The following is a 12,043-nucleotide window of genomic DNA, read 5'->3' as shown; positions in this document are numbered from 1 at the left end:
ATTTGCAATGCCGACCGAATGCATCACTTTTCAAAGAGATCGCATTCTGCCTCCATCAAGATCGTCCAAAGATGGGAAATTTCCCAACTCGTCACAGCATTCGTCAGCTTGGAAATCCAATCTTTGGGAACGACTCTGAATTCTCCAAAACAGTCCGGCTTCTGGTCGTTCATAACCTATCCCTAATGGACTCGTTGAGAAACTTTAACTATCTGCAATCGTCTCCTCCCCTTATGCTCGAACAGTGACCCGCAAACCGTGTACGGCGAGAAACGGCACCGGGCAGGAGACTATTCATCGTCAGAGGAGCGGCATCATGAAGATCTGTATCTTCGGAGCAGGAGCGATTGGCGGCTTGATGGGTGTGCAGCTGGCACGCGCCGGCGCGGATGTGAGTTTCGTCGCGCGCGGCGCGCATCTCGCGGCCATGCGCGAACACGGAGCGCGTCTGATCATGGACGGCGAGACGTTCAGCGCGCCGGTACGCTGCACGTCCGATCCGCGCGAACTCGGCGTGCAGGACTTCGTGATCATTACGCTGAAAGCGCATTCGCTGCCCGGCGTGGTCGATGCGATGCAGCCGCTGCTCGGCAAACACACGGCGATCGTCACGGGCGTCAACGGCATACCGTACTGGTACTTCTACCAACACGGCGGCCGATTCGCCGGCACGCGGCTCGCGAGTGTCGATCCCGACGGCGGTCAATGGACGAAGCTCGGCCCTGAACGGGCGATCGGCTGCGTGCTGTATCCCGCCGCCGAAATCGTCGAACCCGGCGTCATCAAGCATGTGTACGGCAAGAAGTTCCCGATTGGCGAGCCAAGCGGAGAACGCACGCCGCGCATTCAGCAATTGCACGAGATCATGCAAGCGGCCGGTTTCGAAGCGCCGATTCGCGACAATATCCGCGACGAAATCTGGCTCAAGCTATGGGGCAACCTGTGCTTCAACCCGATCAGCGCATTGACGCACGCCACGCTCGACGTGCTCACCAGCGACCCAGGCACCCGTGCCGTATCGCGCACGATGATGCTGGAAGCCAAGCGCATTGCGGATCAGTTCGGCGTGCACTTTCGCGTCGATGTGGAAAAGCGTATCGACGGCGCGGGCGCGGTCGGCGCGCATAAGACCTCGACGCTGGTCGACCTGGAGAATCGTCGTCCAATGGAGATCGATCCGCTGTTGACGGTGGTGCAGGAAATGGGCCGCCTCGTCGCCGAGCCCACGCCGACTATCGATGTCGTACTGGCGCTCATCAAACTGCGTGAGCGGATGGCATTGCAGGGAGATTGAGGCCTGGAAACACGATTTCGCCGTTGAACGACTGCAAGCAAAAGAGGATCGAACGCCACGCGCGTTCGATCCTCTTTCCTTTAGCGACCACTTGTTACCACTGGTCGCTACTGGTCGCTACTGGTCGCTACTGGTCGATAGCGAGCCACACGGCTTTAGGCTCGGTGAAGTTTTCAATCGCGACGTCGCCGTGTTCGCGGCCGAACCCGGAGTCGCCGGAGCCTCCCCACGGCAGGCGCACATCGGTGTAGCCGTAAGTGTTGATCCACACGGTGCCCGCCTTCAGATCGCGCGCAACCCGATGCACGCGGCCGATATCCGCGCTCCACACGCCCGCGGCGAGGCTATACAGCGTGCCGTTGGCGATCCGTATCGCGTCGGCTTCGTCGTTGAATCGAATTACGCTCGCCACGGGACCGAATATCTCCTCCTGCGAAATGCGCATCTCATGCTCGACGTTGGCGAAGACAGTCGGCTCGACAAAGAAGCCGCGCTCGCCCACTCGCGCGCCGCCGGTCACAAGCGACGCACCTTCGGAGCGCCCTGTTTCGACATAGCCCAACACCGTCTTCATTTGCGCCGCGGAGATGAGCGGCCCCATGGACGTATCTCGCGCCGACGGATCGCCGACCTTGATCGACTTCGCGCGAGCGGCGAGGCGCTCGACCACTTCGTCGTACACATCGCGATGGGCGAGAATGCGCGAGCCCGCCGAGCACACCTGGCCGGTGTTGAAGAAGATCCCCGCCGCCGCGGCGCGCACCGCATTGTCGAGATTGGCATCCGGAAAAATCAGGTTGGCCGATTTACCGCCGAGTTCCAGTGTGACGCGCTTGAAGTTGCCGGCCGCGCCTTGCAGAATGCCGCGCCCCACGGAAGGCGAACCCGTGAACGTCACCTTGTCGACGCCCGGATGCGCGACCAGCGCATCGCCGACCACGCGTCCCTTGCCCGTGACGATATTCAACACACCCGGCGGCACGCCCGCTTCGAGTGCCAGTTCGCCGATGCGCAATGCGCTCAGCGGCGTAATCTCAGCGGGTTTGACGATCAGCGTACAGCCACACGCCAGCGCAGGCGCGATCTTCCACATGCCGATCATCAGCGGGAAATTCCACGGCACGATCGCGGCGACCACGCCGACGGGTTCACGCAACGTGTATGTCAATGCATCGGGGCGCACCGGCACGACCTGGCCGTTGATCTTGTCGCACCAGCCTGCGTAGTATTCGAGCGTATCGATCGCGGCCGGAATGTCCTGGCGCATGACCGCGGCGATCGGCTTGCCGGCGTCGAGGCTCTCGAGCGCGGCCAGTTCTTCGAGATTCGCGCGCATCAGCGCGGCGAACCGCATCAGAATGCGGCCGCGCTCAGCGGTTCGTATCGCGTTCCATACTTTCAATGCGGCACGCGCCGCGTGCACTGCCGTGTCCACGTCGGCGGAACTGCCTTGCGCAACCAGTGCGATCGGCTCTTCGGTGGCGGGGTTGATGTCGACGGAATATTCGCCGGTGCCGGGCGGCAAGCGCTTGCCGTCGATAAGCAGATCATGGCGCCTGAGGTCGGTTTCAGTTTCCATCATGAAGCTCCTTGCTTGAGATGCTGGCTGAGATGTTGCATGGGCTGAATGCTTGCGAACCGGTTTGGGATGAGGGCTGACTAGGGCTCGTGGAGTACGGCGCCGTCGCGCGCAACGGTCATCCCCGTTCGCATTGAAGAAATGGATGGCTGAGCGTCGGCGGCGTCTAAAGGCGCGCCGGCTGGCGCGGAAAACTGTGCCCACGCCGCCGCGACGTTGGGCCTCAGCGAACGGTTGCGGCGATGCACGAGCAGCGTCGTCAGATTCATCCCTGGTTCGAGCGGCCGGCTAACGAGTGACGGGCCCACTGCGGGCCAATGCGCGTCGATGGGTAATATGCCGACGCCGAGCCCCAGTTCGACCATGCGCAACACTGCCGCGACATGCCCGAACTCCTGCACCGGCCGGCGCTTCACGCCGTTCGTATTGAAGGCGAGTTCGAGCGCCGCGCGCACACCCGTATCGGCATTCAGCGTAACGAGCGCCCATTCGTGCAACGCGCTCCACGCAACGGTCGCATGGCGTGCAAGCGGATGCGCGGGCGGCATCACCGCGTGGAGCGGGGTCGTGAAAACGACTTGCGCGTGCAACAGATCGCCGGCGAGCGGCTCGGCGAGCGAGACCACGCCGAAGTCCACTTCGCCTTGCTCGACGCTCGCGAGCACACCGCTTTGCGGCTGATCCCTGACGGAGACGATCAGTTCGGGAAAAGCCGCCGCGCATCGTGCGAGCCCTTGGGCCACCCAGCTCGACGACAACACCGGATTGCTCGCCAGCACCACCACGCCGGTATGCCCGTCGTAAGCGGCTCGCTCTTCACGCAGCGTCAGGTCGATTTCATCGAGCAGCCGGCCAATCCTTCGTTCGAGACTCGCACCCGCATGAGTCAGTTCGACCTGGCGGGTAGTGCGGTCGAATAGTTTAAGTTCGACCGCTTCTTCGAGTTCGCGGATACAACGGCTCACCGCCGATTGCGTCAACTCGAACTCACGCGCCGCGCGCGTGAAACTCCGCTCACGCGCAACGGCGACGAACACCTTGAGTTGCTGCAACGATACATTCATGACGTCACTGCCGGGCGCGGGCCGCTCACCCTATTCTCCTGTCTGCTCAGGCCAGTGACTCAGCCGCGAGGCCTTGCCCGTGCCGGCAACCGCCAGCACACCCTGAGGCTCATTGTGCGTTTCGATCCAGCGTGAGCGCATCGGGGCGAGTATGAACTTCGCGGAGATGCCCGCGGCGATCGTCACGACGGCGGAGACGATGAAGACGAGACTCCAGCCGCCCGTCGCCGACAGCACTGAAGCAATCGGCACCAGCAGCGAAGCCGTGCCCTTCGCGGTGTACAAGGTACCCGCATTGGCCGCCGCATACTTGCTGCCGAAGGTATCGGCACAGATCGCCGGGAAGATCGAGAAGATTTCGCCCCAGAAGAGGAAGATCAACGCGGCGAACGTCATGAACGCATACGGGTTGGTGCCGTACTGCATCAAGCCGAGCAACGCCAAACCCTCGCCGATAAAGATCACGAACATGGTGTTTTCACGGCCGAGCTTGTCGGAGATGAAGCCGCACAACGGACGCGTAAAACCGTTGCAGACGTTGTCGATGGAAAGCGTGGCGGTCAGAAGCGGCAAGGTCATACCGAAGATCGTCATCGGAATGCGTGCGAGGCCCCAGTCTTTCGCGATCGGACCGATCTGCGCGGTGGCCATCAGACCGCCCGCGGCCACCGCCACGAACGAGACGTAAATTACCCAGAACACCGGCGTTTTGATCATCTGACCCGGCGTGAAGTCCACCTTCGAGACGGCGAACTTTTTCTTCGGCGCGGGTTGCTGGCGCAGGTTCGGTTTCTTCAACAGGAGTGCGAGTGCCAGAATGCATCCGCCTTGCAGAATGCCGAAGAAGAAGAACGTGTGCTCATAGCCCGAACGCGTGATCATGTTGGCAATCGGAATCACCGTCACCGCCGCGCCCGCGCCGAAGCCCGCTGCCGTGAGACCCGCGGCAAGACCGCGCCGGTCGGGAAACCATTTCAACGCATTGCCCACGCATGTGCCGTACACGCCGCCCGCGCCGATCCCGGCGATGACCGCGGAGACATACAGCATCGGCAAGGTCGTGGCATATGAGTTCATCACCCATGCAATGCCCGCGCATATCGCTCCGCCCGCGACCACGGGCCGAGGCCCGAACCGGTCGACCAGCCAGCCTTCGAGCGGCACGAGCCACGTCTCAGTCAGAATGAAGATTGCAAACGCAAGTTGAATCGACGCTTCGCCCCAGTGATGCCGCGCGTTCATTGGGGTGACGAACAATGTCCAGGCGTATTGAAGATTGGCGACCAGTGCCATGCACACCATGCCGATGACGAGTTGCCACCAACGGTTCGCCCAAAACACCCGGGCCTTGGTCTGCTGAGTGAATTCGTCCATGAGCCTTGTCTCCACTATTTATTTAGTGCAGCCGACCAACGTCCCGATGGAAGTCCCTTCGATGACGCGCCGGACTGTATACATCCCACCTTATGGTTGCGCCCCGAAAAGCCGTGCTCCCGGGAATATCTGATATTTGCGTCTTTAATCCGTTGCTTTAAAAATCCACCCGCTTAATTCATCGAATTCTGAAAATACTTTATTCCGATCAATTAAAACTTCGCATTGCGACGAGGCTGTCGCCGCCGGTCCATAAGGCCTGAAATCCAAGCGTTAACCCGAGTACTTCACCCACCGCTCTGGCGGCATTTCCGCTTTCTTATACAGAGTCATGCTAGGGTCATTGCTGAATTACTAATAATTAAAGTTTGTTATTATGTTGATTCACGTTTGCTTATACATCGGCCATGACGATGCGAAATGCGACTCTGCGACAACTGAAGGTCTTCGAAACGGTGGCGCGCCACCTGAGCTTCTCGCGCGCCGCCGAGGAATTGCATCTCACGCAGCCGGCCGTCTCCACTCAGGTCCGGCAACTCGAAGAACATGCCGGGCTGCCGCTGTTCGAACAACTCGGCAAAAAAATCTATCTGACGCCGGCGGGCACCGAAATGCTTCACTACAGCCGCGCGATCATCCAGCAATTCCACGAAGTCGACGAGGCGATGAGTCAGCTCAAGGGCGTCTCCGGCGGCAAGCTGAACGTCGCGGTGATCAGCGCGGGCGACTACTTCTTTCCGCGACTGCTGGCCGAATTCACGCGCCGCTATTCGGGTGTCGTGCTCAATCTCGCCGTGCACAACCGTGAGGAACTGCTGCATCAGCTCGCTACCAACCAGACCGATCTCGCGGTGATGGTGCGGCCGCCCCACGAAACCGACGCGACCAACGAGCCGTTCGCGCCGCACCCGTACGTGATCGTGGCGGCGCCCACGCATCCGCTCGCGCATAAGCGCAACATCAAGATCGGCCAGTTGGCGAATGAAGCCTTCATCGTGCGGGAACGCGGCTCGGACACATGGAATTCGATGGAAGAAGGTTTCGCCGGGCGCCTTGCCAACCTCAAGATCGCCATGGAGATCAAGAGCACCGAGACGATCAAGCAGGCCGTGATCGCGGGCATGGGCATCGCCTTTCTGTCCGCGCATACGATCAGCCTCGAACTGCAACTCGGTCATCTGGTCGTGCTCGATGTCGAGAGCTTTCCGGTCATGCTCAACTGGTACGTGGTGCACCGCAAGAACAAGCGCCTGCCGCCGGTAGCGGTCGCCTTCAAGCGCTTCCTCATGGAAGAAGGCGCGAATCTGATCGAGAAGATCACGCGCGTCAGGGAATTGAGCGTGTATAAGCAGTAGGCTATGGAGAAGCAATAAAACTTTAACTATTGAAAATTCATCAGGACTTCTATGCTGCAAGCGAGTTCCCTCACTCGTCAGCCCAGGAGGCCGATCATGAATCACGCTTCGGTTGAATCCCATACCAGCGCGCACCTTGCCCGCGCCGCTGCGATCCATCCCGACGATGCCCACCTGAGCGCGTACAACGCCGCTTTCAGCGACCTCGGCCTGCGTTTTCGCTGGGATCGCGCCACGCTCGACGTGCTCAAGGAATTCAACAGTGAAGCGGCCCGCATCACCGCCTACATCGAGCGGTTTCACGCCCATCTCCATCGTGCCTACGATACCGACTTCCTCGCTCAACTGATTCTGCACAAGAAGTCGCAGTACTTCAGCGAATTCACGGCGACGGGCGACTGAGAGCGTCGGCGGGATTTCGATCCCGCTACGCGTCGCGCTTGTCGCCAGACAGGTGCGTGCGTTCATGAGGCACGCCGCGTGGTGGCGCAAGTCGAACGATGGTGGGCGCACGCGCGCTTTCGCCCATCCCCGTTCACGCTATGCCGTTCGCTTCGACAGCGCGGATATGCTGCCGTGCGCAGGTCGGCTCGCGTTACATCGGGCAGCGTCCACGCCTGCTCTTCGCCGCCGTGCCATTCGATTCGCTCCAGCAGCCCGCGTTTGTGCGTGGTCGCACTATGGCTGTGGCAACGCGCGGCAAATGCGAGCGCGCCTGAATCGTGGCCCTGCTCGCGCGCATTGGAATACTCGCGGCTGGTCATCAGATGCACACCCATTGCACAAGCCACCGCGCTCATCGCGAGTAGCGCGGCCAGTCCGAATGGCTGCGCCTGTTCGGTGACGAAACCGTAGCCGAGCCAGGCGCACAGCAGCAGCGCAAGCAGATTGACGACATCGTGACCAGGACGCGCCACCGCGGCGAAGTCCAATACACCGCGCAGTTTGCAGAACGCAATCGTCGAGGTGGCAAAAATCAGCGCGCCGATGAACACGGCGACACAGAGTCCACCACGCTCCACGCTCGCCTGCGCCGCCGACGACAGATAACGCGCAAAACCACCCGACATGACAGCGAGCCCCATGCCACTGCCCAACAGGGCGACGAGTCGCGGCCGCCGCGTCAAGTTGCGTCCGTGCGCCAGTCGCGCGCCGAGCACCGCGCCCGCCACCGCGGCGCCAACCGTGCCGTCGCTCGCGCCCATGCCCGCAGCGAGAAGCGCCGCGAGTGCGGCGGCCAACGCGCCGACGTGCCAGTCAGGCCGACGCTTCGCTCGCCGTTCGAACTGCAGTTGCCCGACTGCGGCAAGCGCGACGGCCAACACGGAGGCAAATAAACCCGCCAGCGAACACCACACGGTACTGTCATACGCTAGCGGCATGCGTGCTCCTCCGAGTCGGAAAGCATGGGCACGTGCCCATGCATGGCGAAGTCAGCCAACCGTTCAGACGGCGCTCGACGCGACTGGCTCCGTGCCGGCCACAGCAACCGCGCGCGCGGCGCTCAAGGTATTGCTCAGCGTGCCGATCCCGTCGACCGTGATCGACACCGTCGCGCCGTCCTTGATCGACCCCACGCCCACCGAGGTGCCGCACGCAATCACATCGCCCGGTTCGAGCGTGAGATCCTGCGAGATCAGACTCACCTGCTCGGCCGGCGAGAAAACCATGTCGGCGAGCGGATAATTCTGCCGCTCCACGCCGTCGAGTGTCGTGACAAGACGTGCGCGCTGCCAGTCGAAACCGGAGACGATCGCCGGCCCGATACAGCAAAACGTATCGAAGCCCTTCGCACGGCACCATTGCGGAAAGTGCGGATTCTCGTTCAGCAGATCGGCAGCGGTGACGTCGTTCACCAGCGTGTAGCCGAAGATCGCTTCGGCGGCCTCTTCGACGCTCGCGTCCCGGCAGCGCCGTCCGATCACAATGCCGAGCTCGCCCTCATAGACGATCTTGCCCGTGTAGCTGAGCGGCCTGCGGATCGGCTCACCCGCGCCGATTACCGAACCCGCCGGCTTCAGCAGGAAGAGCGGATGCGCGGGCACGGGCTTGTCGAGCTTCGCCGCCAGCGCGTAATAGTTGTTCCACAGCGCGACGATCTTGCCCGGCGCGCACGGCGCGATCGGGGCGAGCGCGCGCGTCGAGAGCACGGCGCCGGTCGGCACCGGCTGATCGAGACTTTCATACTCGTGCAGATAGCCCCCCTCCACACGGCCGAACACGACGCCGCCGTCGCTCGACATGAATCGCATCCACGTATCCATTCGTTGCTCCCTGTTAGCTTGAATCGTCTAGATCGCGCCGGCAGTGCGCAGTGCGCTGACCTGCTCGGGCGAATAGCCGAGTTCGGCCATGACCTCGTCGGTATGCTCGCCGAGCAGCGGAGAACGCGTCACCTCGGTCGGGCTGTCGGACAGTTTGATAGGATTGCCAACCGTCAGATATTTGCCGCGAGTCGGGTGATCCACTTCGACGATCGTGCCGGTTTTGCGCAGCGAAGGCTCTTCGGCGATTTCCTTCATCGACAGAATCGGTCCGCACGGAATGTCGTACTTGTTGAGAATCTGCATGGCCTCGAACTTGGTCTTGGTCATGGTCCAGCGTTCGATCTCCGCGAAGATATCCTTCAAGTGCGGCAGGCGCGCGGCCGGCGTCGCGTAATCGGGATCCGTCGCCCACTCTTCCTTGCCGATCACGTTGCAGATCTTCGCCCACACCGGCGCCTGCGTGATGAAGTAGATATACGCGTTGGGGTCCGTCTCCCAGCCTTTGCACTTCAGGATCCAACCTGGCTGACCGCCGCCCGATGCGTTGCCCGCGCGCGGCACTGCTTCGCCGAACTGTCCATTCGGATATTGCGGGTACTCTTTCATCGTGCCGGTGCGTTCGAGCCGCTGCTGGTCGCGCAGCTTCACGCGGCACAGGTTCAGTACGCCGTCCTGCATCGCGGCGAGGACGCGCTGGCCGCGTCCGGTGTGCGTGCGCTGATAGAGCGCCGTGACGATGCCGAGCGCCAGATGCAAGCCGGTGCCACTGTCGCCGATCTGCGCGCCCGTCACGACCGGCGGACCGTCGTCGAAGCCGGTGGTCGACGCCGCGCCGCCCGCGCATTGCGCGACATTCTCGTAGACCTTGCAGTCTTCGTAGGGCCCGGGGCCGAAGCCCTTCACCGAAGCGACGATCATGCGCGGATTCAATTCCTGAATCCGCTCCCACGTGAAGCCCATGCGATCGAGCGCGCCCGGCGCGAAGTTTTCCACCAGTACGTCGCATTTCTGAATCAATGCTTCGAGCACCTGCTTGCCTTCGGGGTTCTTCGTATCGATCGTGACCGAGCGCTTGTTGTGGTTAAGCATCGTGAAGTAGAGGCTGTCCACGTCCGGAATGTCGCGCAACTGCTCACGCGTGATGTCGCCCGCGCCCGCCCGCTCCACCTTGATCACGTCCGCACCGAACCACGCGAGCAGCTGCGTGCAGGTCGGTCCGGATTGCACATGCGTGAAGTCGAGAATGCGCACGCCGTCGAGTGCTTTGCTCATGTCCTGTCTCCTGAAGGGCGCGTCTTATTTGCACATGGTTTGGTTTTTGGTATCCGGCGCATGGTCGCGCGGGTCGCAATGGGCGGGTGCCACATCGAACGCGGTCATGCCGAACGTGCCCTCGCCGGCCGGGCGCGCCTTCTGTTTGAGCGCCTGTTCGGCCTTTGCGCTGCGCGTCGCTGAAATCAGGGGTGAAACAACTGCGGACATAGTCGCCTCCTAGTCACCTTCGACACATACGGTATGTGATATATCAGATTCAATCAAGCTTGATTTCTAGATGCCGCCTCGGTGCGATTTCTCCTCCTTAGGCTTACTCAGACTGGCGCACCACGGAGAAACGGCAAACTTGCAGGCGCCAAGTCGAGGGAAAACACCAAGGTCTTTGCTTTACTTGACTCGTTTGATATATCACATACCATATTTTTAAGACCGTCAAGCGAGGTTTATCCCGCACCTCGACGGCCTGACGGCATTTCGGTCTGGCGAAAAAAAAAGCCCGCGGTGTTTCCACCGCGGGCTCCCTATCCAGCCTGCCAATCAAACGCCGCCCAAGCAGCCGTTAATCCAGAAAATCGCAATTCGCCTCGACAAACGCGGCGAGATCCAACGAATGCTGCCGCGTGAGGCGCTCGGCCAGTTCGGTATCCCGCTGCTCCAGCGCCTCGATGATGCGCAGATGATCGACGATCGAACGCGATGCGCGGTCGCTCTGCGAAATGGTCATGCGGCGGATCGCCCGCACGTGGATGAAGATGTTCTTGATCGTGTCGAGAATGATCTGCGACTTGGACAACTCGACGATCGCCTGGTGAAACGCGATGTTCGCATCCGAGTACTCAGCGATGTGCTCGGCCGGCGTCGCGTCGCGGAAGTTGTCGAACATGTGGCGCAGCCGGGCAATTTCCTCGTCCGTGGCGTGCAGCGTGGCAAGACGCGCCGCCATGCTTTCGAGCGCCGCCCACATCTGGATCATTTCGACGATTTCACGCTTGCTCTTGCGCACGATGTAGATGCCGCGCCGCGGCACCATGCGCAAAAAACCTTCCTGCTCGAGCAGCGTCATAGCCTCGCGCACCGGCGTGCGGCTGACGCCGAGCGACTCGCTCAGCACGCGCTCGTCGAGCCGGATTTCTTCGCGGTTCTGATAGATGTCCGCGTCGGCAATCGCCTGGCGGAGCATGGCATACGCCTGATCGCGCAAGCTCGCGCTCGCGCCGATCGGCTGCAATGACAACGTGAGCGGTGTGGCCACTGCTTCAGTTTGAAGTTCTGACGACATTCATCGCCTCTTGTTGAACATGCGCACGGTACGGCGCCGGCATTGCTGCGCCGCGTTGCTCGCCCAAACCCACGAAGCGGCCATGTTGCGCTGCAAGCTGCGCAACCGGTTGAGGAACCCAGCGAGTCAACAGTACAGTGGCCGCAGCGCCCAAACCCACGACAGAAACGGAAAGCAGCGAAAGAGGAACAAATTCCATTTGTAACTCCGAATGATTGAGTGAAGGAATGACTCAATCATATGCTGCAATGCCGCAAAAATCAATATTCCGTATGTAGTATATCAGTAACTGTTGTTTTTCGAGACTGAAACCTCAAGGTAGCACGGCCTGCCTTCAGACGCTTCATTGCAGCGGCTGAAGGGGCGGCGCTCGGTGTAAACGCGCAAAACGCGCGCTATTCGCGCACAAGCGTACGATAATCGCGCATTATTGATCAGATGTGGATTGTGGGATCGCCTTCGCATCATTAATCTTCGGGCATCCTGCAATCGATCGCGAACCGCCACGCTACCCTGCGGGCAAGCGATTCCAGCAGCCAGAGAGTTTCGAGGAGAC

General features: G+C 61.2%; 13 protein-coding genes. 3 read left to right on the top strand and 10 right to left on the bottom strand.

The features are described from left to right. Window positions 1–23 precede the first annotated feature (23 nt). Entirely contained in the window at window positions 24–173 is a 150-nt protein-coding gene (locus P0D68_RS21390) for a hypothetical protein (RefSeq protein ID WP_408182346.1), read from the bottom strand. 143 nt (window positions 174–316) lie between these two features. Here P0D68_RS21390 and P0D68_RS21385 point away from each other — a divergent pair, with 143 nt between their 5' ends. Next, window positions 317–1,294 (top strand): 2-dehydropantoate 2-reductase, encoded by a 978-nt coding sequence (locus P0D68_RS21385; protein WP_408182348.1) that lies wholly within the window; start codon window positions 317–319, stop codon window positions 1,292–1,294. A gap of 127 nt (window positions 1,295–1,421) precedes the next feature. Here P0D68_RS21385 and P0D68_RS21380 read toward each other — a convergent pair whose 3' ends face one another. The 3 genes from P0D68_RS21380 to oxlT form a co-directional block, all read right to left on the bottom strand. After that, window positions 1,422–2,873: an aldehyde dehydrogenase family protein gene (locus P0D68_RS21380; RefSeq protein ID WP_408182395.1), complete on the bottom strand. Its 1,452-nt coding sequence runs from the start codon at window positions 2,871–2,873 to the stop codon at window positions 1,422–1,424. A gap of 80 nt (window positions 2,874–2,953) precedes the next feature. After that, window positions 2,954–3,937: a LysR family transcriptional regulator gene (locus P0D68_RS21375; protein WP_408299557.1), complete on the bottom strand. Its 984-nt coding sequence runs from the start codon at window positions 3,935–3,937 to the stop codon at window positions 2,954–2,956. A gap of 30 nt (window positions 3,938–3,967) precedes the next feature. Continuing rightward, entirely contained in the window at window positions 3,968–5,311 is a 1,344-nt protein-coding gene (oxlT, locus tag P0D68_RS21370; protein WP_091802959.1) for an oxalate/formate MFS antiporter, read from the bottom strand. Between the two features lie 407 nt (window positions 5,312–5,718). Between oxlT and P0D68_RS21365 the strand changes: the two genes are divergently transcribed. Further along, on the top strand, window positions 5,719–6,666 hold the full coding sequence (locus tag P0D68_RS21365; RefSeq protein WP_091802961.1) for a LysR family transcriptional regulator: 948 nt from the start codon (window positions 5,719–5,721) through the stop codon (window positions 6,664–6,666). Window positions 6,667–6,762: 96 nt separating this feature from the next. Beyond that, complete coding sequence (locus P0D68_RS21360) at window positions 6,763–7,068, top strand: hypothetical protein (RefSeq protein ID WP_408299555.1); 306 nt, start codon at window positions 6,763–6,765, stop codon at window positions 7,066–7,068. Between the two features lie 62 nt (window positions 7,069–7,130). On the opposite strand, the gene P0D68_RS21355 is transcribed toward P0D68_RS21360, so the two are convergent. The 6 genes from P0D68_RS21355 to P0D68_RS21330 all read right to left on the bottom strand — a co-directional run bounded on the left by P0D68_RS21355 (window position 7,131) and on the right by P0D68_RS21330 (window position 11,686). Beyond that, entirely contained in the window at window positions 7,131–8,048 is a 918-nt protein-coding gene (locus P0D68_RS21355; RefSeq protein WP_408299553.1) for an NAD(P)(+) transhydrogenase (Re/Si-specific) subunit beta, read from the bottom strand. A 63-nt stretch (window positions 8,049–8,111) separates the two neighbouring features. Further along, complete coding sequence (locus P0D68_RS21350) at window positions 8,112–8,930, bottom strand: fumarylacetoacetate hydrolase family protein (RefSeq protein ID WP_408299551.1); 819 nt, start codon at window positions 8,928–8,930, stop codon at window positions 8,112–8,114. 27 nt (window positions 8,931–8,957) lie between these two features. Then, window positions 8,958–10,205: a formyl-CoA transferase gene (gene frc / locus P0D68_RS21345; protein ID WP_408182360.1), complete on the bottom strand. Its 1,248-nt coding sequence runs from the start codon at window positions 10,203–10,205 to the stop codon at window positions 8,958–8,960. Between the two features lie 24 nt (window positions 10,206–10,229). Beyond that, window positions 10,230–10,415 carry a hypothetical protein gene (locus P0D68_RS21340; RefSeq protein ID WP_408299549.1) on the bottom strand — a complete coding sequence of 62 codons (186 nt, stop codon included), beginning with the start codon at window positions 10,413–10,415 and terminating at the stop codon, window positions 10,230–10,232. A 352-nt stretch (window positions 10,416–10,767) separates the two neighbouring features. Beyond that, window positions 10,768–11,487: a GntR family transcriptional regulator gene (locus P0D68_RS21335; protein ID WP_011491078.1), complete on the bottom strand. Its 720-nt coding sequence runs from the start codon at window positions 11,485–11,487 to the stop codon at window positions 10,768–10,770. Then, window positions 11,465–11,686 carry a hypothetical protein gene (locus P0D68_RS21330; RefSeq protein ID WP_408299547.1) on the bottom strand — a complete coding sequence of 74 codons (222 nt, stop codon included), beginning with the start codon at window positions 11,684–11,686 and terminating at the stop codon, window positions 11,465–11,467. The genes P0D68_RS21335 and P0D68_RS21330 overlap by 23 nt, the downstream gene beginning before the upstream one ends. Between the last annotated feature and the right edge of the window lie 357 nt (window positions 11,687–12,043).

Source organism: Paraburkholderia sp. RL17-380-BIE-A (assembly GCF_046028085.1).
Classification (GTDB): Bacteria; Pseudomonadota; Gammaproteobacteria; order Burkholderiales; family Burkholderiaceae; genus Paraburkholderia.
This window is presented reverse-complemented; position numbering and strand designations above follow the sequence as displayed.

What these genes read in the sequence shown, in the direction of transcription:
- P0D68_RS21340 (WP_408299549.1), bottom strand. Translation starts at nt 10,415, where the DNA reads ATGTCCGCAGTTGTTTCACCCCTGATTTCAGCGACGCGCAGCGCAAAG.
- P0D68_RS21330 (WP_408299547.1), bottom strand. Translation starts at nt 11,686, where the DNA reads ATGGAATTTGTTCCTCTTTCGCTGCTTTCCGTTTCTGTCGTGGGTTTG.
- P0D68_RS21360 (WP_408299555.1), top strand. Translation starts at nt 6,763, where the DNA reads ATGAATCACGCTTCGGTTGAATCCCATACCAGCGCGCACCTTGCCCGC.
- oxlT (WP_091802959.1), bottom strand. Translation starts at nt 5,311, where the DNA reads ATGGACGAATTCACTCAGCAGACCAAGGCCCGGGTGTTTTGGGCGAAC.
- frc (WP_408182360.1), bottom strand. Translation starts at nt 10,205, where the DNA reads ATGAGCAAAGCACTCGACGGCGTGCGCATTCTCGACTTCACGCATGTG.
- P0D68_RS21390 (WP_408182346.1), bottom strand. Translation starts at nt 173, where the DNA reads ATGAACGACCAGAAGCCGGACTGTTTTGGAGAATTCAGAGTCGTTCCC.
- P0D68_RS21385 (WP_408182348.1), top strand. Translation starts at nt 317, where the DNA reads ATGAAGATCTGTATCTTCGGAGCAGGAGCGATTGGCGGCTTGATGGGT.
- P0D68_RS21335 (WP_011491078.1), bottom strand. Translation starts at nt 11,487, where the DNA reads ATGTCGTCAGAACTTCAAACTGAAGCAGTGGCCACACCGCTCACGTTG.
- P0D68_RS21380 (WP_408182395.1), bottom strand. Translation starts at nt 2,873, where the DNA reads ATGGAAACTGAAACCGACCTCAGGCGCCATGATCTGCTTATCGACGGC.
- P0D68_RS21355 (WP_408299553.1), bottom strand. Translation starts at nt 8,048, where the DNA reads ATGCCGCTAGCGTATGACAGTACCGTGTGGTGTTCGCTGGCGGGTTTA.
- P0D68_RS21365 (WP_091802961.1), top strand. Translation starts at nt 5,719, where the DNA reads ATGACGATGCGAAATGCGACTCTGCGACAACTGAAGGTCTTCGAAACG.
- P0D68_RS21350 (WP_408299551.1), bottom strand. Translation starts at nt 8,930, where the DNA reads ATGGATACGTGGATGCGATTCATGTCGAGCGACGGCGGCGTCGTGTTC.
- P0D68_RS21375 (WP_408299557.1), bottom strand. Translation starts at nt 3,937, where the DNA reads ATGAATGTATCGTTGCAGCAACTCAAGGTGTTCGTCGCCGTTGCGCGT.